The sequence below is a fragment of the Budvicia diplopodorum genome (assembly GCF_009800925.1).
GTDB classification, from domain to species: Bacteria; Pseudomonadota; Gammaproteobacteria; order Enterobacterales; family Enterobacteriaceae; genus Budvicia; species Budvicia diplopodorum.
The window spans coordinates 34,164-61,076 of sequence record NZ_WOYF01000007.1; the positions used below are offsets into that span (position 1 = coordinate 34,164).

Sequence of the window (26,913 nt, forward strand, 5' to 3'; positions counted from 1 at the left end):
ATACGGGTAGGCCTGTTGATTTAATATCCTATTATTAAAAACTATTGTTTCTACTTCTATTTAAGCAGGCATAGGTGCTATCGACCTATTACATTGAATGTGTGTCCGATGTTATTTTTCGCTCAATGATCAGCTGAATGCGTCTTATTTTTTGTTCTGTGATATCACCGATCTCTACCGGTTTGTAGCAGCGTGAACAGATGGCACCTTGAATATCATTTAATGAGTTAACCTCATGGGTGGCTCGAAATGATTCGCTACCACATTTTGAACAATAAAACTTAAACTGAGGAGGCATATAAATCTCAAAGAGGCTTATTTATTTAATAAATTTATACCATATCGTGTTATTTATTTCATATGACCTTTAGTACACTATTATAGAGACATCGGTTCTAGTTTGGATAATAATTGATTGCAAAATGACTTATTGTAAATGATATGTTGTAAATATGTGTTTTTAATATAAATTAAAAGCATGTGAAATATGAAGGCATTTAAATAATATACATCCTATTTAAATAATATTGCGCTCATAGTGTGATGTTGATTTTTTTATCTTATTACGTTGTTGTCAGAAAATAAGCGATTGCTTTCCCCTTGCACCGGCAACGGTGGTTGTTTGTGTGACACCGATCCGTTAACCTTCCTCTCTACTATGTTAGACATGCTTAGATCTTATGAAATGACGCGTAATGTATCCTTAGTTTTGATGATTTTTTCTACTATTTTTTTATTACCCGCGCTGGCGAATGGCCGGGGCAAACCGATTAGCTTTAGTAAAGCTAAAACGTTGGCCGTGAGTATTCATAAAGATGCAAAACAAACTTTTTACTGTGGCTGCCCAATTCGATGGGAAGGTAAAAAGGGTATCCCAAACCTAAAAATGTGTGGATACCAGATTAGAAATAATTCCAATCGTGCTGGACGTATAGAATGGGAACACGTTGTCCCTGCATGGATGTTTGGTCATCAGCGTCAGTGCTGGCAAAACGGGGGGCGAAAAAATTGCACTAAAGATCCGATCTTTAATCAGATGGAAACCGACTTGCACAATCTTCAACCTGCCGTGGGCGAAATTAATGACGATCGCTCTAATTTTCAGTTTAGTCAGTGGAGCAGCCAAGCTACCCAATATGGCAAATGTCAGATGAAAATTGATTTTAAAGGGAAATTAGCAGAGCCACCGGAACGGGCCCGTGGCGCTATCGCCAGAACGTACTTTTATATGCGAGATCGCTATCATCTCCGTTTATCTAAACAGCAGACTCAGCTTTTTGACGCGTGGAATTATCGATATCCGGTTACCTTGTGGGAGTGTGAAAGGAATCGCCGAATATTAAAAATTCAAGGTAATGATAATCCGTATGTCAGCCAGCTATGCCGATAATTAGCACACTCACTTCATTTAATATTGATTAAACTTATATTCTTCTTATATTAATGGCCTTTTTATCGAGATGCCGTTATTTGTGATAGTTCAATATTAAAAACATTTTCATCACTATTCCCTTTGGCATTCTTCTGAGTCATCTACTAATAAAAAATAATTGATGGTATAATCTTTTTGAACTTATGCACGTATGCATTGTTCCACCTATATTGGTGTTTAACTTTCAAGGAAATAAGCTAATGAAATCTACCCGTATTATTCTTTCTGCTGCGGTTGCTCTGTCGCTATTAGCATTGAGTGGCTGTGGTGATAAAGAGCCTGCTAAGGCTGATAATGGATTACCGGCTGAGTGTAACGAGTATGTTACTACTGTAAGCACCTGCGTAACTAAGATGAGCAAAGATAATAAAGCAATGGCCGATCAGTTTAAAACTCAGATGGATGCTGCGACTGAATCTTGGAAAAAAGTTAGTGATAAAGAAGCGCTAAAAGCTAGCTGTAAAGCCGCTATGGATGCGTTTAAACCAACGTTAACTCAGTTAGGCTGTTAATATTGGCTATCACGTCGTAATGCAGTAACCGTATTGCGACGTGATTGTTACCCCTTCAATATATCCCTTCTTAACAGTAACGGGATAAAATTATTACCCCGTGTTGATGCGTATTTTCCATTAAGTCAGCATGACTGAAATGGTCAACGTGGTGGAGTAAAATAGCCTGATCTAGTCCGCGAGAGCCACCGTTCTTTATTGTTGCTCAACGGTGATTAATAACGGTGAGTCAAACATTGCTTTAGGTGAAATAACGCTTTCATTTAGTGGAATATTTGAGCCATACCGTTCAGCTAATTTTGCTTTTACCGCCGGAGACGTGAGATTAAATTCTTTGAGCTGCTGTAACTGGCCGATTTTCATATTGATAGCATTAGCGTAAATTTTCCACACGAGCTCAGAGCAGTATTGACGATTATCAGACCATTCAAAACTAAGGTCGTATGGTTTATTAATATAGCGTTGAGCCTCGGTAACTAAACTATTTTTTTGTTCGCTTGTCAGCGGAGTCTTCACTCTTTTTATAACATATTTACCTCCAGCGCCGCGTTTTATCCAGTCGCCGATCGCGGTATATTTAACCGTAGAGGATGCTTCTAATACGTAAGGCTTATTATTCTTAATCATTATAATGCCCATGTGGCTATAAGCCGAACTCGTTGCCTGTTGTATTGCAACGCTTTGAGATGAACGGGACGTTTGGAAAATTATATCGCCTTGCTGAGGTGCATATTGAGAGCTATGTCCTTTCGGTATGACTAACAGGCCCACAATCACAATGAGAAGAAAATAAGCCACTAAGGGCACCGGATGGAGTCGCGAGAATCTGTTGGCTTTGTTCATTAGCGTTGGTTTTATAGAAAATAATGAATGTCTCTGTTTTACCTTAGCTTAATGAAGTTAATGTGAAGTGGGATGTTACAATTCAACGCTATTTAAATAGATCGGTGATAGTTTTTTAGTTGCTTAGATAAATAGGGTGCTGTAGCGTGACTCTATTATGTCGAATATGTTTTTTTATTAGAGTGACACAGGGATTTCATGACTCTATATGATTTAAAACCTCGTTTTCAGACATTGCTAAGGCCGTTATTGGAGCGTTTATATCGGGCTGGTATTACGGCTAATCAGGTAACCTTAGCGGCTTTGGTGGTATCGGTTCTTATCGGGCTGCTGCTGGCAGTTTTTCCATTTTCTTATTTGTTTTTAATCCTTCCTATTTTTCTCTTTATACGCATGGCGCTAAACGCCATCGATGGCCTGCTAGCCCGAGAGTATCATCAACAGTCAAAGATTGGGGCATTGCTAAATGAAACCGGCGATGTGATATCCGATGCGGCACTTTATCTTCCTTTTGCGCTGTTACCGGGGGCGGTTCCTTGGCTGGTGATACTCGCTGTGTTGTTATCTGCATTGACCGAATTCTGTGGCGTACTCGCACAAACTATCGGAGCCTCTCGTCGTTATGACGGCCCAATGGGAAAAAGCGATCGGGCATTAGCGTTCGGCGCTTATGGTCTGGCCATCTTTATTTGGCCTGCGGTGCTGGAGTTCAGCTGGGTAATTTTTTCGCTGGTATCGCTCTTGTTAGTATGGACCTGCTTCAATCGTTGCCACAGGGCACTGGCAGAAGTTCGCTTATAATCAGGGAGCTGTTATATGAGTCCGATATTAATACGCGCACTAGTCGTGCTATTTGGTTTATTGATTATTGCCAGCGTCACCATTGCTGTTTTATCTCGACGCTCACCCGAGCGGGACTGGACTGAGCTTCGCCAGCGGATTACTACCTGGTGGTGGATCGTTATTGTCTTTTCACTGGCTATTTCGACGCCAAGGGTTATTTCATTAACTATTTTTGCCATTATCAGCTTTCTGGCACTGAAAGAGTATTTGACCCTTATTCCAACCCGCGGTTCTGATAATATGCCACTGTTATGGGCCTACATTGCTATTCCGATCCAATATTATTGGGTGGGAACCGCGTGGTATGGCATGTTCTTAGTGTTTATTCCCGTTTACGTATTTTTATTTTTGCCAATGCGTATGGTTCTGATCGGTAATAATAAAGACTTCTTGCGTTCAGCTTCGGTATTGCACTGGGGCGTGATGACAACGGTATTTGCGATTAGCCACGTTGCCTATTTAACGGTATTACCCGGTTCAGCGCCGGGAACTGGCCCACTGTTGGTGATTTTTTTGGTCGCGCTGACGGAGAGCAATGATATTGCCCAGTATCTATGGGGCAAGTCGTTTGGCCGTATTAAAGTTATTCCTAAGGTTAGCCCCAATAAAACGCTGGAAGGGCTGATTGGTGGTGTACTGACGACGATGCTCATCGCCTGGGCATTAGGCGGCATTTTAACGCCGCTGACGGCCGGTGAATCTATTTTTGCCGGGCTGTTGATTGGGGTAACCGGTTTTATTGGCGATGTCGTGATGTCCGCCGTGAAAAGAGATATTGGCGTTAAAGATTCCGGTAAACTGTTGCCCGGACACGGTGGCATACTTGATCGGTTAGACTCTCTTATTTACACGGCTCCGCTATTTTTCCACTTCCTCTACTATTTACACTATTAACCGGATTAGCGAGAGCGCATATGAATCGATTTCTCAGGCAGGTATTCGTCATTCTAATTGCCTATCCGGTAGTATTGGCATGGCTTGGTGTATCAGTCGCCCATCGTAAGCGGCTGCCGAAAAAAGGGCCGGGAATTATTATTGCTAATCATAATAGCCACTTAGATTTATTGACGTTACTGACCCTTTTCCCGCTTTCAATGGTTGATAAAGTTCAACCGGCCGCCGCCGCCGATTATTTTCTGAAAAATAGGCTATTGGGCTGGTTTGCTACCCGCGTAGTGGGGATTATTCCGGTGGTGCGCGGCGGTGGCGATCCTTTGCATAACGACCCTCTAGCCGGTTGCGCTAATGCGCTGCGCGAAGGTCGCATACTGATTCTTTTTCCCGAAGGCACCCGCGGCGAGCCTGAAAAACTGTCTGAGTTTAAATCCGGGCTTTGGTATTTATGCCAGCAGTTTCCTGATGTGCCGGTAACGCCGGTATTTTTACACGGTTTGGGCCGGGCAATGGGAAAAGGGCAATGGATACCGGTGCCTTTCTTTATCGATGTTTATGTCGATGAACCTATTTACTGTCATTCGGATAAAACGACGTTTATAACGGACCTGAAGCAACGCTTTGAGCTGTTACAAAATAGTGCACTAGGGAGAGATGTATGAGCTTAGCCGATCTGCGCATGCCCGATGAGGGACTATTTAAAACCTCTGACGGCACCGAACTCTTTTATCGCCGTTGGCTCCACCGGGAAGGAACTCCCGATAAAGCTATCGTGCTGTTTCATCGGGGCCATGAGCATTCTGGCCGTTTACAGCATATTGTTGATGAACTGGCGATGCCCGACGTACCGATGTATGCGTGGGATGCCCGAGGGCACGGTAAAACTGCCGGGCCGCGCGGATATAGCCCAAGTATTGGCACCTCAGTTCAGGACGTTGATGAGTTCGTTCGCTATGTTTCACAAGACAGCGGTATTGCTCTGGAAAATATTGTTGTTATTGCTCAAAGCGTTGGTGCGGTGCTGGCGGCAACCTGGGCTCATGATTATGCGCCGAAAATTCGCGGGCTGATTCTGGCGTCGCCGGCCTTTAAAGTAAAACTGTATGTCCCATTTGCCCGCGCAGGCTTAGGACTGATGCAAAAATTCCGCGGGCTGTTCTATATCAATTCATACGTCAAAGGGAAATATCTGACTCACGATCCTGAACGTGTTGCTTCGTTTAATCAGGATCCGCTAATTACCCGGGCGATTGCGGTCAATATTTTACGTGAACTTTATACCACATCAGAACGCATTGTTGCCGACGCGGCGGCCATTACCCTGCCGACTCAACTGCTGATTTCCGGTGATGACTATGTGGTTCACCATAAACCTCAGCATCAGTTTTATCAGCGTTTAAATACTTCGCTGAAAGAAAAGCATATTTTGGGCGGTTTTTACCACGATACGCTGGGCGAGCAAGATCGCCATCTGGCATTTGAGAAAATGCGGTCTTTTATTGCCAAACTGTTTTCTGCTGAACCGGTGCGCCATGACTATAGTGGCGAAGATCGTTGGAGCTATACCGCCGATGAATACCGCGATCTGCAGGCGCGATTGCCTCATTACTCCATCAAGCGCTATTACTACAAAGGGCTTACTGCCGGTATGGCTTCACTGGGTAAAGCCTCAAAGGGGGTTGAGATCGGCTTTGAGACCGGTTTTGACTCAGGTAGCACCTTGGATTACGTTTATCGTAATTATCCTCAGGGTAAAGGCTCTTTTGGCCGCTTTATCGATCGGCAGTACCTTAATAGCATCGGATGGCGCGGTATTCGCCAGCGGAAAGTCAATATTGAGAAGCTGATTCGCCGGGCGATTAAAGAGCTTAAGTCGCGTAATATGCCGGTGCGTATTGTCGATATTGCTGCCGGTCATGGTCGCTACGTTCTTGATGCGATTGGCGATGCTCTGGATATTGATTCTATTTTGTTAAGGGATTACAGCGAGCTGAACGTAGAGCAGGGGCGGCAGATGATCGCCGAGCGGCATTTAACTGATAAAGTCAGCTTTGTGGTCGGTAATGCTTTCGATCGCCAAAGTTTAGTGGCGTTGGATCCCGCCCCTACGCTGGGTATCGTGTCGGGGCTGTATGAACTGTTTCCAGAAAATGAAGATGTGCAGGCATCGCTGATGGGGTTATCCGATGCGATCCCTATCGGTGGGCTGTTGGTCTATACCGGGCAGCCATGGCATCCTCAACTGGAAATGATAGCCCGTTCGTTAACCAGCCACCAAAGCGGTAAACCTTGGGTGATGCGCCGCAGAACCCAAGGTGAAATGGATAGCATGGTCGAACGTGCCGGTTTTGTTAAACGCGTTCAACTCATCGACGACTGGGGCATTTTCAGCGTTTCGATTGCTGAGCGGGTTAGCTAACGCTGGAGAAGTGAGTAGCACGAATGAACCAACCGCCGTTTAACCCAGACTCCCGGCATCGGCTTTGGCCGATAGCGCTGGTCTGGCTACTATTTTTGGCGCCTTATTTTTTTCTGACGTATGGGCAAGTTAACCAGTTTACGGCAACCCGTAATAACGTTGCTACGCTAGCGTTTGGCTGGGAATCGTCTATTCCATTTTGGCCTTGGACGATTGTTCCTTACTGGAGCATCGATCTGCTCTACGGGGTATCTCTGTTTATTTGTACTACGCGTCGGGAGCTGATGGTTCATGGTTATCGCTTGGTACTTGCATCGCTGATTGCCTGCGCCGGATTTCTGATATTTCCACTGCGTTTTAGCTTTGTCAGACCGGTCAGCGATGGTCCTTTTGGCTGGCTGTTTCAACGGCTGGAGATGTTCGACTTACCTTATAATCAGGCCCCATCGCTGCATATCATTTTGCTTTGGTTGCTATGGCTGCGTTTTTATCCTCACGTTGCATCAACGTGGCGCTGGCTATTACACGGCTGGTTTGCGCTGATTGGCCTCTCCGTTTTAACCACGTGGCAGCATCATTTTATCGATGTTGTTACCGGCCTGTTTGCCGGCGTGGCGGTCAGCTATGTCTTGCCCGTAGCTTCGCGCTGGCGCTGGCAGCCGAGCAAAGACCCGTTTGCCCGGCGTTTAGCCAGTTACTATTTTATCGCAGCGACAGCGCTGGCTCTTGGCGCATGGTTATTAGGAGGTGGTTTTTGGTTGATGCTCTGGCCCGCCGCTGGGTTATTGATGGTTGCTTTAGGCTATTTGGGCTTGGGAAGCAGTATATTTCAAAAATCGGCGTCAGGATGCACATCGCCATCGGCCAGAATTTTATTAGCGCCTTATCAGCTAGGGGCGTGGTGTTCGTTTCTTTACTTTAGTACCAAAAACCAACCGGTGAGTGAAATTGCTAGCGGTATACTGCTAGGAAGCTATCCGCGCCATGAATTGCCTGCTATTGCGGTGCTGGATATGACATCCGAATGGCAGCAGAGCCGATATACTACCTGCCTTAGCTATCGGGCTTGCCCGCAGCTCGATTTATTGGCTCCTGATATTGAAGAGCTTCAGCAATCGGTACTGGCTTTGAATCAGCTACGCCAGCAAGGACCGGTACTGGTACACTGCGCCCTTGGTTTATCCCGTAGCGCTACCGTTGTTGCCGCATGGTTGATTCAACAAGGCTACGCGGCGGATGTTAGCAGTGCGATTAATATGATTCGCCGGGCACGGCCAGCGGTGATATTCAGGCCGTCTCATATTGATGTTTTAAATCAATGGCGTGTTCAATATTTAAATGAGGCTGAACGTGTTGGATAATCCGGTGGCTGGAAAAGTACTGATTGCTACGTTAAATAGCTGGCGATATCTGTCAGCGCTTTCTGTATTGGGCATGTTGTTCGCATTGAGTCTGCTGATAGATAGTCACTGTTGGGTATTACTGCTTTCATTGAGTTTATTCGTTGCCATGGTGTGTCAGTACTTCTACTGGCGCTTATGGCTAGACTGCCGATTGTTTCAGATTTTTTATCAATTTCTGGAGCAAAACGACGATTTTGATGCCGCGATCAATATGCTCTGGAATAAAAACGGTGATAACATTCATGATAATAATCGTAGCCTGATATCGCGCTGGGCCGGTGCCCGCAGGTTACTGCATTTGGGCGGTGTCGCGCTGTTAATTCAATGGTTAGCCGTCCTGCTGTGCATTGCTACGCGTGGCATTTGATAATATTAGATTGTTTTAATCTGTTACATTTCTAAATTGTGGTTGTACAATATTTATCGTACAAAGAAAGTAGGGTTAATTGCGTCGAGCAATCGACAATAAGGTAAGAAGGTTGATATGGCTGGGATAAGTATTACTAAGCTTTTGATTATTGGTGCGTTGATAGTGCTGCTATTTGGTACCAATAAGCTTCGTTCTCTGGGTAGCGACCTGGGTGCTGCAATCAAAGGTTTCAAAAAGGCGATGGATAGCGACACGTCGTCATCCGATGCACATGCAGAAACTCCGGTAGCTCAGGTTGAAGACAAGAAGTAATTAATTAGTTGGGGCCGTGGGCTCTATCGATAGAAAGGCGTGCTGTGCACGCCTTTCTTGTTTCTATTGCCGGGATAATTGTTTATTTCATACGGCGTGCTATTTAGCTTCTACTTAACTTCTACGCCTTTTGCCTGTAAATCTGCATGGTAAGATGAACGCACGAATGGCCCGCAGGCCGCGTGGGTAAAGCCCATCGCCATGGCTTCGGCTTTCATGTCATCAAACTCCGCCGGGCTAACGTAGCGCTGTACCGGTAAGTGGTGGCGGCTTGGCTGTAAATACTGGCCTAAGGTCAGCATGGTTACGCCGTGAGCCCGTAGGTCGCGCATGACTGCAACAATTTCTTCATTCGTTTCGCCTAATCCCACCATTAAACCGGATTTAGTGGTGATATCAGGGTGTGCCTGTTTAAAGCGTTCGAGCAGCTTCAGTGACCAGCTATAGTCGGCTCCCGGGCGAACCTGACGGTATAGGCGAGGTACGTTTTCTAAGTTATGGTTGAAAACGTCCGGAGGCGTTGCGGTCAGAATATCTAAGGCGCGATCCATTCGGCCGCGGAAATCCGGAACCAGAGTTTCTATTTTTATTTGTGGGTTTTTGGCTCTGATCGCGCTGATACAGTCGGCAAAGTGCTGGGCACCGCCGTCGCGTAAATCATCGCGGTCAACCGAGGTAATAACCACATAGCGCAGGCCCATATCTTTAATGGTTTGACCCAGCTTTTCCGGTTCATTAACGTCTGGCGCCATTGGCCGCCCGTGGGCTACGTCGCAGAAAGGGCAGCGGCGGGTACAAATGGCGCCCAAGATCATAAAGGTCGCGGTACCATGATTAAAACATTCTGACAGGTTGGGGCATGAGGCTTCTTCGCAAACTGAATGAAGCCCGTTTTTACGCATGGCGGCTTTGATACCCTGAATGCGGGTTGAATCAGTGGGAAGCTTAATCTTCATCCATTCAGGTTTACGTAGCATGGTCTGACGATCGGATTCTAGCGTTTTCACCGGGATCAGCGCCATCTTGTCTGCATCGCGGTACTTAATGCCGCGTTCCATTTGAATGGGTTTACTCATAATCGTTAAGATTCCAATAATCAGTCTCAGGCCGTTGATAGCCGAGTAATTGAATGAATTCCCGAATCAGGATTGGGCGTACATTATCTATTGTGGCGGTATCGGCAAGCTGCTTAACCTGTGTCATTTGTAATCCGGCGTAACCGCAGGGATTGATTCGTCTGAACGGTTCCAGATCCATATCAACATTGAGCGCCAGCCCATGGAAAGAGCACCCTTTGCGGATCCGCAGCCCGAGAGAGCATATTTTATTGCCGCTAACGTAGACTCCGGGGGCATCGGGCCGTGCCATAGCGGGTATATCAAAGTGTGCCAGAGTGATAATTACGGTCTGTTCTATATGGTTGACCAGTTCCTTAACGCCGATTTTTTTGCGTTTGAGATCGATCATGATGTACATCACCTGTTGGCCGGGACCGTGATAGGTTACCTGCCCGCCGCGATCGCTTTGAATAACCGGAATATCCCCAGCGGCAAGAACGTGTTCTGCTTTACCTGCCTGACCTTGGGTGAATACGCTGGGATGTTGTACCAGCCACAGTTCGTCAGCGGTAGCCGAGTCTCTGCGGTCGGTAAACCTATGCATAGCATGAGAGACCGGCAGATAAGGCTGTAACCCAAGTTGGCGTATTACAATGGTATTTTGTTGCAAGTAGGTCATCATAACGTTACGAAAATGGTACAGCCATTATACCCACCGTAAGGCGATACCACCAGATGAAATCCGCCTATTTAACTCATTGGTAGCAGGGGGGGATAAACATGTTATCAGGCGAACAGCGGCAGCCGTTGAATAGTAACGGAGACTCCCGCTGATGATTAAGCTTAAGAATCTATTTCACTCATGACCATCCAGCCAATACCATAGCGGTCGGTGAGCATTCCAAAACCCTTAGACCAGAAGGTGCGCTGAAAAGGCATATTGATTTTGCCTCCTGATGCCAGACTGTTAAACAGCCGTTCAGCTTCGGCCTTATCTTGTATGTTCAATGACAGGCTAAAACCGTGAAAGCCGGGATGGCTGTAATCACATTGCCCGTCTGAAGCCATGAATTGGGAGTCGCCGATAACTACGTTGGCATGCATAATTTTATTCTGCCACTCGGCGGGAACGGGGTCGGAGGATTTGTCCGGAGACTCTTTGTATCGCATCATCATCGTGACTTTTGCACCAATGCTACGCTGATAGAATTCCAGCGCTTCTTCGCAGTTACCGTCGAAAAAGAGATAAGGTTGTAATTCCATGAATTAGCCCTCTTTGATTGGAGAATAAACAATCTGTCACATTCCAAGCATAGTGTCAGATGAATCGGCGTGCTATTGGGTTTGCTGTATGCGGTGTTTATATTCGCAAGGTTTAGATGCAATTTAATGATTTTTATTGAAAAATTCTTAAGTGGGCTGAAGGTGGGTTACATTGGGTTACAGTTCTGTGATGGGTGGGAAAGAACATAAAAGCCGAATAACGGCATTATCCAGCCTTGGACTGCTAACAAAGTAGTTCAATTTGGTTTTATCGTAAGTTTCATCCGCATAATCAACATCGGAATATTGGCCTTTTCTGGCGGCCGAGGGGCGACATTTTCAGGTATAAAGCGTTTCGGGCTTACCTTTTCTTGTATCTAGGATTTATCATTAATCGAAAGCCGAATAACGATGTTATTCGGCTTTCAGGCAGTTTTGTGTTTCGTGAGGGAGCGGCTACAGTACCATACGTACGATGTCGATATTACCCAGCTCTTCATACAGAATTTCTACCTGTTCAATATGCGTTGCGTTAATCGTTATCGATATGGAGTGGTAGTTTCCTTTGCTGCTCGGCTTTATTTGAGGGGTATAGTCGCCGGGCGCATGGCGTTGTACCACTTCCACTACTTGGTCGACTAGCTCTGGTTTTGCTTCGCCCATGACTTTATAGGTAAAAGAGCAGGGGAAATCGAGCAGTTCCTTCAGGTTAGTTTTCATGGTTACTCCAACAAAATAAAAAATGACATTGCCATATAAAAGTATAGCTCCCGCGGTGGCGGGAGCTACTCTGACTGTTACTTCTATATATGGTGACTAACGCCCGTTTTTCAAGAGCGACTAGCCAAACCAGCGGTGAAACAGCAGTTTGATGTGATCGACCAGACGGCTAAAGAACCCGCCTTCTTTCACTTCGTTTAGTACCACTAGCGGGCGCTGTTCAATAGTTTTGCCGTCTAGCTGGAAGTTAATGGTACCAATAGCCTGGCCTTTCGCTAACGGAGCGCTAATTTCAGTGTTAGTTAGCGTGTAGCTGGCCTTCAGGTCGTTTAATCGGCCGCGAGGGATAGTCAGGTGAGCATCTTTATCAACGCCTAACTGAATGCGGTCAGTGTCACCAAACCATACTGGTTCTGAGGCGAACTCTTTGCCAGCCTGCAATGGAGTCACGGTTTCGAAGAAACGGAAACCCCAGGTTAGCAGCTTTTTGCTTTCAGTTTCGCGGCCCTTAAAGGTACGTCCACCCATCACAACCGAGATCAGGCGAGTATTGCCTTCGGTCGCTGATGCTACCAAATTGTAGCCAGCTTTGTCGGTATGGCCGGTTTTGATGCCGTCAACGTTTAAGCTGGTATCCCACAGTAAACCATTACGGTTTGGCTGTTTGATATTGTTGAAGTAATACTCTTTTTCTTTATAAACCTTATATTCTTCAGGAACGTCACGAATGATTGCCTGACCAATCAACGCCATATCTTTAGCTGAGCTGAATTGGCCCGGTGCATCTAAACCATGTACGGTTTCAAAATGGGTGTTTTGCAGGCCCAGCGATTTAACGTAGCTATTCATGATACCGACGAAAGAATCCTGACTGCCGGCAACGTGCTCAGCCATCGCAACGCAGGCATCATTACCAGACTGAATAATCACGCCGCGATTAAGGTCAGAAACTTTAACCTGAGTACCGAGCTGTAGGAACATCAGAGAAGAACCTTTAAATTCCGGATTGCCGGTAGCCCAGGCGTCTTTACTGATAGTTACGGTGTCATCAAGATGTATTTTCCCTGCTTTAATACTCTGACCGATAACATAGCTGGTCATCATTTTAGTCAGGCTAGCAGGCTCCCTGCGGGCATCTGCATTCATTTCTGCCAGTACTTTTCCTGAGTTGTAGTCCATCAGGTAGTAGGCTTCAGCATCAATTTGCGGAGCGGCCGGGATCATCGTTTTAAGATTAACGTCATCGGCTCTGACCACGGAGGTCGCGCTTAAGGCAATTAATGCGCCAAGGGTCATACTCTTGAACCGTTGGCTGCTGATTTTCTTTGAAGTGAGAGTCTGTTTCATAATCGGGACAATAATATCCGTAGAAAAGTTAATAACGGCCACATTATAACAGGTGGCGAAGCGCTGGACATACAACATAACGCGTATCTCTGAATTTTACCCTAGTCTGCTAACCAGGGGCCCTGCGGTTAAAGCGGAATAGACATAATCAGTGTATTGGGCTGTCCTTGCCCCGACAGGCGTTGTTGCAGATCCTGAGCCTGTTGCTTAGTACTAAACGGTCCTAACTGAATTCGGTAAAAATCACCCGAAGTGGATATCATTCCGGGAACGTTGAGTTGGTTGCTTAATTTTTTCTGTAGATCTTCTGCCCGCTGGCGGTCATTTAGTGCGCCGACCTGAACCACATAGCCTGAAGCTGGTTTTGCGGCCGTTGCGTTATCGGCTGAGGTTGGTGCAGGAACAATGACGGCGGTATCAGGCTTGGCAGGGATATTAACGTTTTCTTCCTGACCGGGTGAGTTCAAGGTCAGCGGCGTTTTTTCCTGCGATGGCGTTGGAATAGCGACGCTGTTATCCGGTTTAGCCGGTACGTTTACCTGACTACCTTGCTGAGGTGCAGAAAGCGTTAATGAGCCAGCTTCCGGTGCCGGAGTAGGAATCGTGACATGATTATCAGGCTTAGCCGGAATGTTTACCGGTTCACCTTGCTGAGCTGGACTAACCGGATTAGCTCCCATGGGAACGATCGATGATGTATTTGAAGCTGAGGGCGCGCCGAGGTCAGGGCGGGCGGGCAGTATATACGTTTTTTTAGCTACTTCAGTACCGATCGTTCCCGGACCTGATAGCGTACCGTCTGGTGCAACGATAATAACGTCAAGACGAACTTTGGTCTGATTGGTGACGTTGAGCCGGTCAGCGGCTGCTTTCGATAAATCGATAATTCGACCCGGCGTGAAAGGGCCGCGATCGTTAACGCGAACCACGAGCTGGCGGCCGTTGCTCAGGTTGGTAACGCGAACGTAGCTTGGCAGCGGTAGCGTAGGGTGGGCGGCGGTAAGCTCATTGGCGTCAAATGTTTCACCCAACGCGGTTTTGCTGCCGTGCAGTTCTTGCCCATACCATGTTGCTAAGCCTACTTCGCTAAAGGTTTCCGGATTGGTCACAACGCGATAGTTTTTGCCCTTGACCTTATAATCCTTCATGGTTCCGGCATCATAAGGTTCATAGCGGGGCTCTACGCCGCTAATTTCAGTTACCGGCCCGGTATGCGGAAGCGGTGGGAGCGTGTTGGTCGGCGGCGTCGTTGATTCGCAGGCCGTAAGCAACAATCCCATTATACTTATCCATAGCCACTGTTTGCGCATTAAACTGTCCTCATACATATTTTGATAGCAATTTTCTGTGGGTGTGAATCGACATGACAATACCCAGTCCGGCCATTAATACAATCAGTGCGGAACCGCCGTAGCTGATGAAGGGTAACGGTACGCCAACTACGGGTAAAATTCCACTGACCATGCCGATATTGACAAAAACATATACGCACAGAATCATCATGATTCCACCAATTAGCACCCGGCCGAAGCTGGTTTGAGCGTTAGCCGCGAGCATGAATCCACGAATGATAACGCACAGATACAGTGCTAACAGAGCCATTACGCCGATAAGCCCTAACTCTTCTGCCAACACGGCAAAAATGAAGTCAGTGTGCCTCTCGGGTAAAAATTCTAACTGTGATTGGGTTCCATGCAGCCAGCCTTTACCCCAAAGTCCACCGGAACCGATGGCAATTTTGGACTGGATAATGTGATAACCGGCGCCTAATGGATCGCTTTCCGGATCTAACAACATCATGACCCGCATTCGCTGGTATTCGTGCATCAGGAAAAACCACAGTACGGGAATAAATGCCGATAGGGCCGCGATGGCAAGCAGAATTAATCGCCAGCTCATTCCCGCCAAAAACAGAATAAATAGGCCGGAAGAGGCAACCAGTATTGACGTACCCAGATCGGGCTGCGCTGCAACTAAGAGCGTCGGGAAGAAAATCAAAACCAGCGCAATACCCGTATTACGCAATGAAGGCGGGCATGAGTCACGGTTGATATAGCGGGCAACCATCAGCGGTACGGCGATTTTTGCAATTTCTGATGGCTGAAAGCGGATAAAGCCAAGATCTAACCAGCGTTGAGCTCCTTTACTGATTTGCCCATAAACATCGACTAAGACCAGCAGGATAACGCTGAAAATGTAGAGGTAGGGTGCCCAGTTTTCATAAACGCGAGGCGGGATCTGGGCCATGGTTAACATGATGACCAGACCGATAACCGTTTGCCCGATTTTACGTTCCATCATACCGGGGTCTTGCCCGCTAGCGCTCCATAATACAAAAAAGCTATAGGCAAGCAGTGTCAGCAAGAAAAACATCAGAATCGGGTCAATATGGATTTTTGTCCATATCGTAGGCTTTTGTTTGTTATCACTCATTGGCTATTTTTCTGTCACTGTCAGTCGCCTTCACTAGGCAAGGTATTGAGCTCTGGTAACGTAGTATTCTGATCGTCTAATAAAATATGATCGAGTATACGACGTACAATTGGGCCTGCATTACCGCCACCACCGCCGCCATTTTCTAAAATCATTGAAACGGCAACCTTAGGATTATCATAAGGGGCAAATCCGATAAACAGGGCATGGTCCCGGAGATGTTCAGATAATTTCTTCGCGTTATACACTTCGTTTTTCTTTAAACCGAAAACCTGAGCCGTTCCTGATTTCCCGGCTGCTTTATACGGTGTACCGGCAAATATGCGGCGTGCCGTACCGTTAGGACGACTAACCACGCCGTACATACCGTCTTTGGCAATTTCCCAATATCCGGAACGTATATCTCCGATATGGGTATTTTCTTTCTGCTGATAGGGAACCAGCTTACCGTTAACTTTAGTGCTGTTCAGTAGATGAGGCGTTTTAACCAAGCCGTCATTAATCAGGGTAACCAGCGCTTTTGACATTTGGATTGGCGTTGCCGTCCAGTAGCCTTGGCCGATGCCAACCGGAATAGTATCACCCTGATACCATTGTTTTTTATGGCGTTTCATTTTCCATTCGCGGGTCGGCATAATGCCGGGGTACTCTTCGGAAATATCAATGCCGCTGTATTCACCATAGCCGAATCGTCTCATCCAGCCGGCTAGGCGGTCAATGCCCATATCGTAAGCGACTTGGTAGAAGAAGGTATCGGCAGACTCTTCCAGCGCACGGGTAACGTTTAGCTGGCCATGGCCGGATCGTTTCCAGTCGCGGTAACGCTTATCGGTATTCGGTAACTGCCACCAGCCCGGATCAAAAAGGGTTGTTTTTGGCGTAATAGCCCCTTCGGAGAGCGCGGCTACGGCAATATAAGGTTTCACCGTGGACGCTGGAGGGTAGGTTCCCTGAGTTGTTCGATTAATCAATGGGCGGTCTGGATCGTTTAGCAGCCGCTGATAGTCGGAATAGGCAATGCCATCGACAAACAGGTTTGGGTCATAGCTTGGGCTGGAAACCATCGCCAGAATACCGCCATCTCTGGGATCGCTGACGACAACGGCAGCCCTGCGATGTCCAAGCAGTTCGCCAATGTATTTCTGTAGATTAAGGTCAATGGTCAGATAAATATCTTTACCCGCCTGCGGCGGCTGCTCATTGAGCTGACGAATGACTCTGCCGCGGCTGTTAACTTCGACCTCTTCATAACCGGGTTTGCCGTGCAGAACTTCTTCGTAATATTTTTCAATGCCTTGCTTACCGATATCATGGGTGGCTGAGTAATCCTGCAGCTGGTCGGTTGCCGATAAGCGTTCTAAATCTTGCATGTTAATTTTGGATACATAGCCAACTACGTGTGTTAGGGCGGAACCATAAGGGTAGTAGCGGCGCTGGTAGCCTTTAATTTCGATGCCGGAAAAACGGTATTGGTTAACCGCAAACTGGGCAATTTGCAGCTCGGTCAGGGTGGTTTTTAAGGCAATGGGGGTAAAGCGACGGGAGTTTTTGCGCTCTTTTTCAAAGTTTGCCACATCCTCGTCGTTCAGATCGACAACGGAACGGAGCTGTTCGATTTTATCTTTCAGGTCGGTGACTTTTTCGGGGACCAGCTCAAGCTGATAAATTGTTCTATTCTCGGCAAGGGCTACGCCGTTACGGTCGTAAATTAGCCCTCGGGTTGGCGCGATAGGAACAAGCTTTATCCGATTATCGTTAGATCGGGTTTGATAATCTTCGAAGCGTTGGATCTGTATGTTGTATAGGTTGGCGATTAAAATAGCGATGAGAATCACTATGCCAATAATAGCAACCAGTGCGCGGCGTATGAAGAGGGCCGATTCTGCCGAGTGATCCCGAAAGGCGTTGCGTTCTTTTTTCATCCAAAAACTATTTCATCCCGTTGCTATTCACGATGATACGGATGATTTGTAGTGATGCTCCATGCGCGATAGAGGCTCTCTGCTACTAATACACGTACTAATGGATGGGGTAACGTGAGCGGCGATAAAGACCAGCTTTGCTCGGCCGCGCTTTTACACGATGGAGCCAGACCTTCGGGCCCACCAATTAGCAAACTGATATCACGTCCATCCTGCTTCCAGAACTCTAGCTGCTGGGCTAGCTGCGGGGTTTCCCAAGGTTTTCCGGGAATATCGAGCGTAACAATCCGGTTTCCTTTGCCCACGGCGGCCAACATGAGTTCACCTTCTTTTTCTAAAATTCGTTTTATATCGGCGTTTTTCCCCCGCTTCCCTGCTGGCACTTCGATTAGCTCAAAGGGCATATCCTTAGGGAAACGGCGAATATAGTCAGTAAATCCAGTTTGAATCCAATCGGGCATCTTGGTGCCGACTGCAATTAACTGCAGCTTCACTCATTCGCTCCAGAGTTTTTCGAGTTCATATAACCGGCGGCTATCTTCCTGTAATACGTGAACGATAACATCGTCCAGATCGACGACTACCCAGTCACCCGTTGCTTCACCTTCAACGCCGAGAGGCATCATTCCAGCTCTACGCGCTGACTGAACAACGTGATCGGCAATGGAGGCTACGTGGCGGCTTGACGTTCCGGTACAGATAATCATGCAATCCGTAATACTTGATGTCTTGCTGACGTCGATAGTAATAATGTCCTGACCTTTCAGGTCTTCGAGTTTATCTATAACAAATGCTTGGAGTTCTTGTCCGTACAAAGGTTCACCCTTAAATTAAATGATTAATATCAACCTATTGTCGCTATCAGGTCACAATAAGTCATTATTCATTCATTATTGCGGTTGCCGGTGGCTTTGTTTATTGCCGCTTGCACCTCTAACGTTCTCGCAGCCCGCTATGATATCACGAACTCCCCGGTTAATGGCATTAACTCTGTGTATCCTTCAGGGGAGAGACAGTTTTATTTGTCCGATGGGTTATTCGACTTCGATCAATTGTAGCAAATTCGGTAGTTAGGGAGCGTGGATACGAAAGGGACCGTTGTTTGGCAGCTTACTATCCGGTAAACACCGGCGTTAGCGATACAGGCCTTGCTGCTGTATATACTGTTGCACGTTCTTTGGCAGTAAGTCATCACAGTTCATCTGATTGTGATGACGCTGGCGAATATCGGTGGCTGAAATATCAAGCAACGGTGTGTGAGCCAGATAAATTAACCCATTAGGCTGCTGTTCTAGCGCATTGACGTCCGTGGTTCGATGCGCGTCGAGCCAGCACTCAAGCTCCGGCGTATCGAGCCTATCGGCGTAGCCTGAGCGGCCACAGACGAGTAGGTGGCAGTAATCCAGCAGCGATTGCCAGCGATGCCAGTAGTGCAGGGTTAACAACGAATCCTGCCCGATAATGAACGCCATTGGCGTATCTGAACCCTGTTCGCGACGAAGCTCTTCCAGCGTATCAATAGTGTAGGATGGCGTGGTGCGATGAAGCTCTCTTTCATCGACAGAAAACAGCGGATCGTTTTCTGTCGCCAGCTCGACCATCCGTAAACGCTGCTGTGCATTTGCTTCAGGCTGTGGTCTATGAGGCGGAACGTGGTTAGGCAGTAGCGTAATGCGTTGGAGGCCAACTTCTTCAGCCAGCGCCGCGACCGGCAACAGATGCCCGTAATGAATAGGATCAAAGGTACCGCCAAACAGGGCATAAATAGCCCCGTTGCTTTTAAACCCATCAGACATCTAGCTGTGCCTCTGGTAAAGGTTTGCCGCAAAGCAGCATCATAAGACTTTCGAGGCCATCCCAGATTGACTGGCCGAAATCCTGTTTAATGGTCAGCTCAAGCTGAGTCAGCAGTGCAACCGCCTGAGTAAGCTGGGAGGCTGATAATCTTTGTAATGCTTGCGTTAATAAAGGGCGCCGATTTTGCCATACCTTTTGCCGATCGAATAGCGTTCTTAACGGCGTTTGTTGCATTTGGCGTTGTAAATGCAGCAGCTGGAGCAGCTCTCGTTGTAACGTTCGTATCAGTATTAATGATTCGGTATCTTCTAGCCGGAGCTGATTAAGAATATGAAAGGCTCTTTTGGTTTTGCCAGCCATAATCGCATCGAGCCAATGGTATGGCGTGAAGTGGGCCGCATCGTTGACCGCTTGTTCAACCCGAATCAGCGTGAGTTTGCCGTCAGGGTACAGCAATGATAACCGCTCAAGGGCCTGAGAAAGCGCCAGCAGGTTGCCTTCATAGCAATAGCTGATTAGCTGTATGGCCGCATCGTCGATTGTCAGTTTCATCGTTTTTGCCCGCTGGGCAACCCAGCGGGGCAGGTGGGCCTGCTCCGGCGTTAAACAGCTGACGTACACGCTATTGACGCTCAGGCTCTTAAACCACGCCGCGTTTTCCTGTGCTTTAGATGGCTTGGGGCCGCGCAGAATTAAAAGAATATCGGGGTTTAATAGCGTGCTGAGCTGAGTTAACGGTTCCCCGAGTGCGGCATTTATGCCGTTTTCAGGAAAATGAAGCATAAGTATTTTGCGGGTAGAGAACAGGCTGAGGGCTTGGCATTCGCTGTAAATCGCCTCCCAGTCAGTCTGAACGTTGATATCAAAATGGAATGCTTCACTGAACCCTTGTTGAGAGGCCACGCGCCGGATGGCATCCTGACTTTCTTCTAACAGAAGAGGTTCATTTCCATAGAGTTGATAGCAGCTGCGCAGCCCTTCGAGGAGCTGCGCATTGAGCTGTTCCGGATACAATCGGATCATCGAATGACGGAACCGCCGGTTTTCGGTTGGTGAGCCGATTTAACTTCGGCATCCGTCATGGGTTTTTCAGTCGTCTGAACGACAATCAGCTTACGGACCAGCTGTTGTGCCAGCTGTTCACGCATTTCTTGTCGAATCATATCCTGTTCAGCGTCTTTGGCTAATGCGGTTAGCGGATTATCAAAGAACGAACGGAATACTTTAGCTTCAATTGGATATATTCCCCGGCCCGGAATCATGACCTGAGCGCTGGCGGTCATCACCATTTGGTATTCTGCCGTGGTACCGTTCTGGAAGACAGAAACGGTATCTTGGCTACTGTTTTCACCCGACAGACGTAGAGATGGAATATCTTGGCGAGTGGTATCTTCAGCGATATTAACGCTGCTTTGACGCAACTGGCTGCGAACCGAACGGGTTAATGGCCCGTATGGATCGGCGCTATCTAGAATGAGGGTCTGTAACTCTTGCGGTACGTTAGTGGTACCGCGTAAGTTATAACCACATCCGGCAGTCACTAAGACTGCCATAGCAAGCATTGCTGTAATGATAGGATGTCGCACGTCTACTCCTTGGTTTAGCTTACAACCAGATTTAAAAGTTTTCCGGGTACATAGATAACTTTGCGGATTGTTACACCATCCAGATATTTAGCAATCATAGCTTCCTGACTGGCTAAAGCCTTGACCTGCTCTTCGGTAATATCGGCGGGAACGGTAATTTTAGCTCTGACTTTACCGTTCACCTGAACGACAACCAGCTTCGCATCTTCTACCATTGCGGCTTCATCCGCAACTGGCCATGGTGCTAAATCAATATCGCCTTCACCGTTCAGCGACTGCCATAGGCTAAAACAAACGTGCGGTGTGAACGGATAAAGTAAACGAACAACCGCCAGCAGGGCTTCCTGCATCAGCGCGCGATCCTGTTCGGTTTCTTGCGGTGCGCGGGTTAACTTGTTCATTAACTCCATGACTGCCGCAATCGCCGTATTGAATATCTGACGTCGGCCGATATCATCGTTCACTTTAGCGATAGTTTTATGCAGGTCTCTGCGCAGCGATTTTTGCTCTTCGTTCAGGCTGGCAACGTTTAACGCGCTGGTTTTACCTTTTGAAGTATGATCGTAAGCTAAACGCCATACGCGCTTAAGGAAACGGTTAGCTCCCTCTACGCCAGACTCCTGCCATTCCAGCGTCATTTCTGCGGGAGAAGCAAACATCATGAACAAACGAACGGTATCGGCACCGTATTTCTCGACAATTTCTTGTGGATCAATGCCGTTGTTTTTTGATTTGGACATTTTAATCATGCCACAGTAAACCAGCTCGCGCCCGGACCGATCGAAGGCTTTAACGATACGGTTCTTATCATCCCGCTCGGTGGTAACGTCCTGAGGGGCAATCCAGATTCGCTCGTTATTGTCAGCGGTGTAGTAGAATGCATCGGCTAGCACCATACCCTGACACAGCAGGCGTTTTGCCGGCTCATCCGAGTTAACCAGACCCGCATCGCGCATCAGCTTATGGAAGAAACGGAAATACATCAGGTGCATGATGGCGTGTTCAATACCGCCGACATACTGATCGACCGGTAGCCAGTAGTTAGCCGCCTTCGGGTCGAGCATGCCTTTGTCATACTGAGGGCAAGTGTAGCGGGCGTAATACCATGACGATTCCATAAAGGTATCAAACGTATCGGTTTCACGCAGCGCAGGCTGGCCGTTGTAGGTTGCTTTAGCCCACTCAGGGTCTGCTTTAATTGGGCTAGTGATGCCATTCATGTGGACGTCTTCAGGCAGAATAACCGGCAGTTGGTCAACAGGCGTTGGAACCACAGTTCCGTCTTCCAGCGTCATCATTGGGATGGGTGCACCCCAATAACGCTGGCGGGAAACGCCCCAGTCGCGCAGGCGGTAGTTGACTTTGCGCTCGCCCAGATTAAGAGAGACTAGCTTATCGGCAATGGCCTTGAAGCTGGCTTCGTAGTCGAGCCCGTCGAATTCACCTGAGTTAAACAGTACGCCTTTCTCAGTCATGGCCTGTTCGCCGATATCCGGCTGTGAACCATCGGCCGCAAGAATTACCGCTTTAATCGGCAGACCGTATTTAGTTGCGAACTCCCAGTCACGCTGATCGTGGGCAGGAACCGCCATAACGGCACCGGTGCCGTATTCCATCAGAACAAAGTTAGCAACCCAGATGGCGACTTTCTCGCCGCTGAGCGGATGAATAGCGTATAGGCCAGTGGCCACGCCTTTCTTTTCCATGGTGGCCATTTCGGCTTCAGCCACTTTGGTATTGCGGCATTCATCGATAAAGCTATTTAGCGCAGGGTTGTTTGCCGCGGCCTGAACTGCCAACGGATGCCCTGCTGCAATCGCCACATAGGTAACGCCCATAAAGGTATCAGGACGGGTGGTATAAACGGAAAGTGAATCGTTACTGCCGTCGATAGCAAATTTGATTTCTACGCCTTCAGAACGGCCAATCCAGTTGCGCTGCATGGTCTTAACCTGTTCAGGCCAGCTTTCCAGCGTGTCCAGATCGTTTAGCAGTTGGTCTGCGTAAGCGGTGATTTTAATAAACCACTGAGGGATCTCTTTACGCTCAATCGGGGTATCACAGCGCCAGCAGCAGCCTTCAATAACCTGTTCGTTAGCCAATACCGTTTGGTCATTGGGACACCAGTTAACCGCCGACGTTTTTTTATACACCAAGCCTTTTTCATACAGCTTGGTGAAGAACCACTGTTCCCAGCGATAGTAATCAGGATCGCAGGTGGCAAATTCACGGCTCCAGTCATAACCAAAACCCAATAGCTTGAGCTGGTTCTTCATGTAGTCGATATTCTCGTAGGTCCATGGAGCAGGGGCGGTGTTGTTTTTTACCGCCGCGCCTTCAGCAGGAAGGCCAAAGGCATCCCACCCAATTGGCTGTAATACGTTTTTGCCGAGCATCCGCTGATAGCGGGAGATAACGTCACCGATGGTGTAGTTACGAACGTGGCCCATGTGCAGTCGCCCTGAAGGGTAAGGCAGCATAGAGAGGCAGTAATATTTTTCTTTGGTCGGATCTTCAGTGACCTGAAAGGTTTGCTTTTCTTGCCAGTGGCTTTGTACGTGAGATTCGATATCTTCCGGGCGGTATTGCTCTTGCATGGCGACGTATCGTCCTTCTGTTTATAAAAATTGCTCTAACTTATCGTTACTAGAATAAAATAGGCAGTTATTGCATTTATCTGCAATGGGGAAATAGATCCCCATAGGATAGCCGATAAGCGCTAGCCGCAACAATACTCTAAAGCGCTGGAAAGCGTTTTTATGCTAAATAATCATGACAAAAATGAAGTTACCGGTGATTTAGCGTTGTTTGTGAATAGCTTGCGTTGGTTTTTTATCGCGTTCTTTGAGGTAGTGGAAGCTAGAGATAAAGCATAGGGCGTAGCCAAATAGCTCAGAACCCTCTTCAACGGCGCTTTTAATGTGGTATAGCATAAATTTAGAATGGTCTGGGTCAAGGCCATACCATATGTACTTCATGCCGAACAGGCGGGAAAATATCAGAATACAAATCAGGCCGGAAATCATAAAGCTGTAGCTTGGCGAGCGGGTGTACTCGGCTAACTGTATTAGCGTTTGCTTCAGGTTAAAGGAAACCAATAACAGGCAGAGTGCCGTAATTGCTAATGCGGGGTAAAGCCAAAAGCCGGGGCTGATAAGATCAAAAAAGCTGTCAAGCTCGCGAATAAACATGCAGCCAAAGAACCCGGCAATTAAAATGCTTGATTGCCTGATTTCTGACCTTTTTATGGCCAGCATTGAAAATAGAATAATGTCGGCTAACAGTATGATTTCTTGTGTGATTTGCACGCAAGAATATTCACCAAACTGGTTGCCGGTGAGCTTTACGTCTAAACACAGCATTCCAATGGCTAAAGCCGCAGCAAGTGAATAGAGCAGAAATTGCTTTACTGCCCGTAAGAGGGCGTTGAGTTCAGTTTGCATAACATTAGGCTTTCTCTGCGATTGTGCGATATAGCCGAACTTAATGAGCAGGTTCTTCCCTATGAGAAAGAACCCGCTCTAATTTTAGTGCAGAATTTTAGCTAAGAAGTCTTTTGCCCGTTCAGACTGAGGATTGTTAAAGAAATCATCTTTATTGGTATCTTCAACAATTCTACCTTCATCCATAAACAAAATGCGGTGCGCCACTTTTTTGGCAAAGCCCATTTCGTGGGTGACTACCATCATGGTCATACCTTCATAGGCCAGCTCAACCATGACGTCGAGAACTTCATTGATCATTTCTGGATCGAGGGCTGAAGTTGGCTCATCAAACAGCATGGCTATCGGATCCATACATAGCGCACGGGCAATGGCTACGCGCTGCTGTTGGCCGCCGGAAAGCTGGCTTGGGAATTTATGCGCGTGGCTGGAGAGACCGACTCTGTCTAACAGCGCGAGACCTTTCTTTTCCGCTTCAGACTTGCTTCTATTGAGGACTTTGACCTGTGCCAGCGTCAGGTTTTCAATAATAGACAGATGTGGAAATAGCTCAAAGTGCTGGAATACCATACCCACGCGGGCACGAAGCTGTGCGAGATTGGTTTTCGGATCGTTCACGGCAATGCCATCGACCAGAATGGTGCCTTCCTGAATTGGCTCAAGGCCGTTAACCGCTTTAATCAGCGTTGACTTACCTGAACCAGAGGGCCCGCAAACAACAACGACTTCACCCTTCTTTACTTCAGTTGTGCAATCTGACAACACCTGAAAACGGTCATACCATTTAGAAACATGTTTTAAGGAAATCATCAAACTGTCCTTTTCTTTAAGTAAGTTACAAGTAGCGACGCCGAGAGGCAAATGACAAAGTAGATGAAACCGGCGAATAAAACCATCTCTGTTTCGGTTCCGTAGTTTTTACCTACGTTGGTTGCACTGCGGAAGAAGTCAGCAAGCCCGATAACATACACCAGAGCGGTATCCTGAAATAATATGATGCCTTGAGTCAATAGCAGCGGCGTCATCGCTTTAAAAGCCTGAGGCAAAATAATCAGTCTCATAGACTGCCACGGTGTCATACCCAAAGCGAGTGCGGCAGAATTCTGGCCTTTAGAGATGCTTTGTAAACCAGCCCGGATAATTTCTGAATAGTAGGCGGCTTCAAACAGCGAGAACGCGATAACCGCGGAAATAAAGCGAATATCCGTTTGTGGTGAAAGGCCAAGAAATTTTTGTAAAATCTGGGGGACAATCAGGTAAAACCACAGCAGTACCATCACTAAGGGTACTGAACGGAAGGTATTCACATAGGCAGCCGCGATAACGCTAATCCAGCGGAATGGGGGAGGAGCCAGACGGAAAATAGCCAGAGCCGTTCCCCAAAGAATACCGAATACAATGGCGAAGCTGGCAATTTTTAACGTAACCCACATGCCTTCCAGAAGGTAAGGCATGCTCGGAATAATCGTACTCCAGTCAAATTCAAGCATCATTATCCTCCAAACGTGCCGGGCAAACGCGTCTTCTTCTCAACCAGTTTCATCAATCGCATGACGACAATATTGATAATCACGTAAGCGATGGTGATGGCTAAGAATGACTCGTAGGCGTAACCGGAGTAGTCCAGCAGTTTGCTGGCCTGCGCCGATAGTTCAATCAGACCAATGGTTGATGCCACGGCGGAGTTTTTCACCATGTTCAGCATTTCAGAGGTCAACGGCGGGATGATAACGCGATAGGCATTGGGTAATAGCACGTGGCGATAGGCCTGTGGCAGCGTTAAACCCAGCGCCAGCGCCGCAGCTTTTTGACCGCGCGGCAGAGACTGTATTCCGGTTCTTACCTGTTCGCATACGCGGGCTCCGGTAAATACGCCCAGACAGCAAACCGAGGTAATAAAAAACTGTACATTTGGGTCTAAGTCGCCCTTAAACCAGTCACCAATGGAGGCTGGCAATAATTCAGGTACCAATAGATACCAGATAAAAAATTGTACAATCAGGGGGACATTGCGAAATAGTGCAACGTATAGCGTTCCTATCGCAGCAAGAAAGCGATTGGGAACGGTACGTAAAATACCAAACAGCGATCCCAGAATAAACGCGATAATCCATGCGCAAATAGACAGCGATACGGTGACCTGAGCGCCGGTCCACAGCCAGCCCAGATAAGTCGTATTGCCAAACGGGGTTTGTTCTAAAAATATTCCCCAGTTCCAGTTTCCAAACATAGCTTAGCCCTTAATTTCTTCTTTTTATCAGCGGCTCTTTACCCCGATGTGGGATAAAGAGCGCTAACCTAGAGCCGATAATTGCG

Annotated in this window: 29 protein-coding genes; 9 read left to right on the plus strand and 20 right to left on the minus strand. The window is 47.4% G+C overall.

Translation table 11 applies throughout. The annotated features are described in order from the left end of the window. Nucleotides 1-88: 88 nt before the first annotated feature. Nucleotides 89-298 (minus strand): ECs_2282 family putative zinc-binding protein, encoded by a 210-nt coding sequence (locus tag GVI43_RS16065; RefSeq protein ID WP_425482136.1) that lies wholly within the window; start codon nucleotides 296-298, stop codon nucleotides 89-91. A 387-nt stretch (nucleotides 299-685) separates the two neighbouring features. On the opposite strand from GVI43_RS16065, the gene endA reads away from it, so the two are divergent. Further along, nucleotides 686-1,390, plus strand: a complete 705-nt coding sequence (gene endA / locus GVI43_RS08735) for a deoxyribonuclease I (protein ID WP_159566605.1) — start codon at nucleotides 686-688, stop codon at nucleotides 1,388-1,390. A gap of 242 nt (nucleotides 1,391-1,632) precedes the next feature. Further along, nucleotides 1,633-1,944 (plus strand): DUF5339 family protein, encoded by a 312-nt coding sequence (locus GVI43_RS08740; RefSeq protein ID WP_159566488.1) that lies wholly within the window; start codon nucleotides 1,633-1,635, stop codon nucleotides 1,942-1,944. 195 nt (nucleotides 1,945-2,139) lie between these two features. Here GVI43_RS08740 and GVI43_RS08745 read toward each other — a convergent pair whose 3' ends face one another. Further along, nucleotides 2,140-2,742 carry a YiiX family permuted papain-like enzyme gene (locus tag GVI43_RS08745; RefSeq protein ID WP_425482138.1) on the minus strand — a complete coding sequence of 201 codons (603 nt, stop codon included), beginning with the start codon at nucleotides 2,740-2,742 and terminating at the stop codon, nucleotides 2,140-2,142. A gap of 243 nt (nucleotides 2,743-2,985) precedes the next feature. Between GVI43_RS08745 and GVI43_RS08750 the strand changes: the two genes are divergently transcribed. From GVI43_RS08750 to tatA, 7 genes are all read left to right on the plus strand, one after another. Next, nucleotides 2,986-3,588 (plus strand): CDP-alcohol phosphatidyltransferase family protein, encoded by a 603-nt coding sequence (locus GVI43_RS08750; RefSeq protein WP_159566490.1) that lies wholly within the window; start codon nucleotides 2,986-2,988, stop codon nucleotides 3,586-3,588. Between the two features lie 15 nt (nucleotides 3,589-3,603). Continuing rightward, on the plus strand, nucleotides 3,604-4,524 hold the full coding sequence (locus GVI43_RS08755; protein WP_159566491.1) for a phosphatidate cytidylyltransferase: 921 nt from the start codon (nucleotides 3,604-3,606) through the stop codon (nucleotides 4,522-4,524). A gap of 20 nt (nucleotides 4,525-4,544) precedes the next feature. Next, entirely contained in the window at nucleotides 4,545-5,186 is a 642-nt protein-coding gene (locus GVI43_RS08760; RefSeq protein WP_159566492.1) for a lysophospholipid acyltransferase family protein, read from the plus strand. Beyond that, the gene (locus GVI43_RS08765; RefSeq protein ID WP_159566493.1) at nucleotides 5,183-6,943 is read left to right on the plus strand and encodes a bifunctional alpha/beta hydrolase/class I SAM-dependent methyltransferase; all 1,761 of its coding nucleotides are present in this window, start codon (nucleotides 5,183-5,185) and stop codon (nucleotides 6,941-6,943) included. The genes GVI43_RS08760 and GVI43_RS08765 overlap by 4 nt, the downstream gene beginning before the upstream one ends. Nucleotides 6,944-6,966: 23 nt before the next feature. Then, nucleotides 6,967-8,304 (plus strand): phosphatase PAP2/dual specificity phosphatase family protein, encoded by a 1,338-nt coding sequence (locus tag GVI43_RS08770; RefSeq protein ID WP_159566494.1) that lies wholly within the window; start codon nucleotides 6,967-6,969, stop codon nucleotides 8,302-8,304. Next, entirely contained in the window at nucleotides 8,294-8,713 is a 420-nt protein-coding gene (locus GVI43_RS08775) for a hypothetical protein (RefSeq protein WP_159566495.1), read from the plus strand. The genes GVI43_RS08770 and GVI43_RS08775 overlap by 11 nt, the downstream gene beginning before the upstream one ends. Before the next feature lie 117 nt (nucleotides 8,714-8,830). Beyond that, on the plus strand, nucleotides 8,831-9,028 hold the full coding sequence (gene tatA / locus GVI43_RS08780; protein ID WP_159566496.1) for a Sec-independent protein translocase subunit TatA: 198 nt from the start codon (nucleotides 8,831-8,833) through the stop codon (nucleotides 9,026-9,028). Nucleotides 9,029-9,138: 110 nt separating this feature from the next. Here tatA and lipA read toward each other — a convergent pair whose 3' ends face one another. The 18 genes from lipA to GVI43_RS08870 all read right to left on the minus strand — a co-directional run bounded on the left by lipA (nucleotide 9,139) and on the right by GVI43_RS08870 (nucleotide 26,827). Beyond that, a complete protein-coding gene (gene lipA, locus GVI43_RS08785; RefSeq protein WP_159566497.1) occupies nucleotides 9,139-10,104 on the minus strand; it encodes a lipoyl synthase in 966 nt (321 codons plus the stop codon). Further along, nucleotides 10,097-10,765, minus strand: a complete 669-nt coding sequence (gene lipB, locus GVI43_RS08790) for a lipoyl(octanoyl) transferase LipB (protein WP_211959081.1) — start codon at nucleotides 10,763-10,765, stop codon at nucleotides 10,097-10,099. The genes lipA and lipB overlap by 8 nt, the downstream gene beginning before the upstream one ends. A gap of 164 nt (nucleotides 10,766-10,929) precedes the next feature. After that, complete coding sequence (locus tag GVI43_RS08795) at nucleotides 10,930-11,349, minus strand: VOC family protein (RefSeq protein WP_159566499.1); 420 nt, start codon at nucleotides 11,347-11,349, stop codon at nucleotides 10,930-10,932. 456 nt (nucleotides 11,350-11,805) lie between these two features. Further along, nucleotides 11,806-12,069 (minus strand): DUF493 family protein YbeD, encoded by a 264-nt coding sequence (ybeD, locus tag GVI43_RS08800; RefSeq protein WP_159566500.1) that lies wholly within the window; start codon nucleotides 12,067-12,069, stop codon nucleotides 11,806-11,808. 120 nt (nucleotides 12,070-12,189) lie between these two features. Beyond that, nucleotides 12,190-13,416: a D-alanyl-D-alanine carboxypeptidase DacA gene (dacA, locus tag GVI43_RS08805; protein WP_159566501.1), complete on the minus strand. Its 1,227-nt coding sequence runs from the start codon at nucleotides 13,414-13,416 to the stop codon at nucleotides 12,190-12,192. A gap of 128 nt (nucleotides 13,417-13,544) precedes the next feature. Next, nucleotides 13,545-14,726 carry an endolytic peptidoglycan transglycosylase RlpA gene (gene rlpA / locus GVI43_RS08810; protein WP_159566502.1) on the minus strand — a complete coding sequence of 394 codons (1,182 nt, stop codon included), beginning with the start codon at nucleotides 14,724-14,726 and terminating at the stop codon, nucleotides 13,545-13,547. A 10-nt stretch (nucleotides 14,727-14,736) separates the two neighbouring features. Next, nucleotides 14,737-15,849 (minus strand): peptidoglycan glycosyltransferase MrdB, encoded by a 1,113-nt coding sequence (gene mrdB / locus GVI43_RS08815; RefSeq protein ID WP_159566503.1) that lies wholly within the window; start codon nucleotides 15,847-15,849, stop codon nucleotides 14,737-14,739. Between the two features lie 20 nt (nucleotides 15,850-15,869). Further along, nucleotides 15,870-17,771, minus strand: coding sequence for a peptidoglycan DD-transpeptidase MrdA (gene mrdA / locus GVI43_RS08820; protein ID WP_159566504.1), 1,902 nt, complete (start codon nucleotides 17,769-17,771; stop codon nucleotides 15,870-15,872). A 23-nt stretch (nucleotides 17,772-17,794) separates the two neighbouring features. Next, entirely contained in the window at nucleotides 17,795-18,265 is a 471-nt protein-coding gene (gene rlmH, locus GVI43_RS08825; RefSeq protein WP_159566505.1) for a 23S rRNA (pseudouridine(1915)-N(3))-methyltransferase RlmH, read from the minus strand. Then, nucleotides 18,266-18,586: a ribosome silencing factor gene (gene rsfS / locus GVI43_RS08830; RefSeq protein ID WP_159566506.1), complete on the minus strand. Its 321-nt coding sequence runs from the start codon at nucleotides 18,584-18,586 to the stop codon at nucleotides 18,266-18,268. It lies immediately after the preceding gene. A gap of 318 nt (nucleotides 18,587-18,904) precedes the next feature. After that, on the minus strand, nucleotides 18,905-19,567 hold the full coding sequence (nadD, locus tag GVI43_RS08835; protein WP_159566507.1) for a nicotinate-nucleotide adenylyltransferase: 663 nt from the start codon (nucleotides 19,565-19,567) through the stop codon (nucleotides 18,905-18,907). After that, nucleotides 19,560-20,591, minus strand: a complete 1,032-nt coding sequence (gene holA, locus GVI43_RS08840; protein ID WP_159566508.1) for a DNA polymerase III subunit delta — start codon at nucleotides 20,589-20,591, stop codon at nucleotides 19,560-19,562. The genes nadD and holA overlap by 8 nt, the downstream gene beginning before the upstream one ends. Then, nucleotides 20,588-21,154 (minus strand): LPS assembly lipoprotein LptE, encoded by a 567-nt coding sequence (lptE, locus tag GVI43_RS08845; RefSeq protein ID WP_159566509.1) that lies wholly within the window; start codon nucleotides 21,152-21,154, stop codon nucleotides 20,588-20,590. Before lptE ends, holA begins: the two co-directional genes overlap by 4 nt. Nucleotides 21,155-21,168: 14 nt before the next feature. Beyond that, nucleotides 21,169-23,751: a leucine--tRNA ligase gene (gene leuS, locus GVI43_RS08850; RefSeq protein WP_159566510.1), complete on the minus strand. Its 2,583-nt coding sequence runs from the start codon at nucleotides 23,749-23,751 to the stop codon at nucleotides 21,169-21,171. Between the two features lie 201 nt (nucleotides 23,752-23,952). After that, nucleotides 23,953-24,597 carry a transporter gene (locus GVI43_RS08855; RefSeq protein WP_159566511.1) on the minus strand — a complete coding sequence of 215 codons (645 nt, stop codon included), beginning with the start codon at nucleotides 24,595-24,597 and terminating at the stop codon, nucleotides 23,953-23,955. Nucleotides 24,598-24,681: 84 nt separating this feature from the next. Next, nucleotides 24,682-25,407: an amino acid ABC transporter ATP-binding protein gene (locus tag GVI43_RS08860; protein ID WP_159566512.1), complete on the minus strand. Its 726-nt coding sequence runs from the start codon at nucleotides 25,405-25,407 to the stop codon at nucleotides 24,682-24,684. After that, on the minus strand, nucleotides 25,407-26,087 hold the full coding sequence (gltK, locus tag GVI43_RS08865; protein WP_159566606.1) for a glutamate/aspartate ABC transporter permease GltK: 681 nt from the start codon (nucleotides 26,085-26,087) through the stop codon (nucleotides 25,407-25,409). Before gltK ends, GVI43_RS08860 begins: the two co-directional genes overlap by 1 nt. Before the next feature lie 2 nt (nucleotides 26,088-26,089). Beyond that, on the minus strand, nucleotides 26,090-26,827 hold the full coding sequence (locus GVI43_RS08870) for an amino acid ABC transporter permease (RefSeq protein WP_159566513.1): 738 nt from the start codon (nucleotides 26,825-26,827) through the stop codon (nucleotides 26,090-26,092). Nucleotides 26,828-26,913 lie beyond the last annotated feature (86 nt).

Excerpts from the sequence above, each read along its gene's own strand:
- lipA (WP_159566497.1), bottom strand. The coding sequence starts at position 10,104 with ATGAGTAAACCCATTCAAATGGAACGCGGCATTAAGTACCGCGATGCA.
- endA (WP_159566605.1), top strand. The coding sequence starts at position 686 with ATGACGCGTAATGTATCCTTAGTTTTGATGATTTTTTCTACTATTTTT.
- leuS (WP_159566510.1), bottom strand. The coding sequence starts at position 23,751 with ATGCAAGAGCAATACCGCCCGGAAGATATCGAATCTCACGTACAAAGC.
- rlpA (WP_159566502.1), bottom strand. The coding sequence starts at position 14,726 with ATGCGCAAACAGTGGCTATGGATAAGTATAATGGGATTGTTGCTTACG.
- GVI43_RS08795 (WP_159566499.1), bottom strand. The coding sequence starts at position 11,349 with ATGGAATTACAACCTTATCTCTTTTTCGACGGTAACTGCGAAGAAGCG.
- GVI43_RS08870 (WP_159566513.1), bottom strand. The coding sequence starts at position 26,827 with ATGTTTGGAAACTGGAACTGGGGAATATTTTTAGAACAAACCCCGTTT.
- GVI43_RS08860 (WP_159566512.1), bottom strand. The coding sequence starts at position 25,407 with ATGATTTCCTTAAAACATGTTTCTAAATGGTATGACCGTTTTCAGGTG.
- GVI43_RS08750 (WP_159566490.1), top strand. The coding sequence starts at position 2,986 with ATGACTCTATATGATTTAAAACCTCGTTTTCAGACATTGCTAAGGCCG.
- GVI43_RS08760 (WP_159566492.1), top strand. The coding sequence starts at position 4,545 with ATGAATCGATTTCTCAGGCAGGTATTCGTCATTCTAATTGCCTATCCG.
- GVI43_RS08765 (WP_159566493.1), top strand. The coding sequence starts at position 5,183 with ATGAGCTTAGCCGATCTGCGCATGCCCGATGAGGGACTATTTAAAACC.
- holA (WP_159566508.1), bottom strand. The coding sequence starts at position 20,591 with ATGATCCGATTGTATCCGGAACAGCTCAATGCGCAGCTCCTCGAAGGG.
- mrdA (WP_159566504.1), bottom strand. The coding sequence starts at position 17,771 with ATGAAAAAAGAACGCAACGCCTTTCGGGATCACTCGGCAGAATCGGCC.
- GVI43_RS16065 (WP_425482136.1), bottom strand. The coding sequence starts at position 298 with ATGCCTCCTCAGTTTAAGTTTTATTGTTCAAAATGTGGTAGCGAATCA.
- gltK (WP_159566606.1), bottom strand. The coding sequence starts at position 26,087 with ATGCTTGAATTTGACTGGAGTACGATTATTCCGAGCATGCCTTACCTT.
- GVI43_RS08740 (WP_159566488.1), top strand. The coding sequence starts at position 1,633 with ATGAAATCTACCCGTATTATTCTTTCTGCTGCGGTTGCTCTGTCGCTA.
- dacA (WP_159566501.1), bottom strand. The coding sequence starts at position 13,416 with ATGAAACAGACTCTCACTTCAAAGAAAATCAGCAGCCAACGGTTCAAG.
- tatA (WP_159566496.1), top strand. The coding sequence starts at position 8,831 with ATGGCTGGGATAAGTATTACTAAGCTTTTGATTATTGGTGCGTTGATA.
- GVI43_RS08855 (WP_159566511.1), bottom strand. The coding sequence starts at position 24,597 with ATGCAAACTGAACTCAACGCCCTCTTACGGGCAGTAAAGCAATTTCTG.
- lipB (WP_211959081.1), bottom strand. The coding sequence starts at position 10,765 with ATGACCTACTTGCAACAAAATACCATTGTAATACGCCAACTTGGGTTA.
- ybeD (WP_159566500.1), bottom strand. The coding sequence starts at position 12,069 with ATGAAAACTAACCTGAAGGAACTGCTCGATTTCCCCTGCTCTTTTACC.
- nadD (WP_159566507.1), bottom strand. The coding sequence starts at position 19,567 with ATGTCTGATGGGTTTAAAAGCAACGGGGCTATTTATGCCCTGTTTGGC.
- GVI43_RS08770 (WP_159566494.1), top strand. The coding sequence starts at position 6,967 with ATGAACCAACCGCCGTTTAACCCAGACTCCCGGCATCGGCTTTGGCCG.
- GVI43_RS08755 (WP_159566491.1), top strand. The coding sequence starts at position 3,604 with ATGAGTCCGATATTAATACGCGCACTAGTCGTGCTATTTGGTTTATTG.
- mrdB (WP_159566503.1), bottom strand. The coding sequence starts at position 15,849 with ATGAGTGATAACAAACAAAAGCCTACGATATGGACAAAAATCCATATT.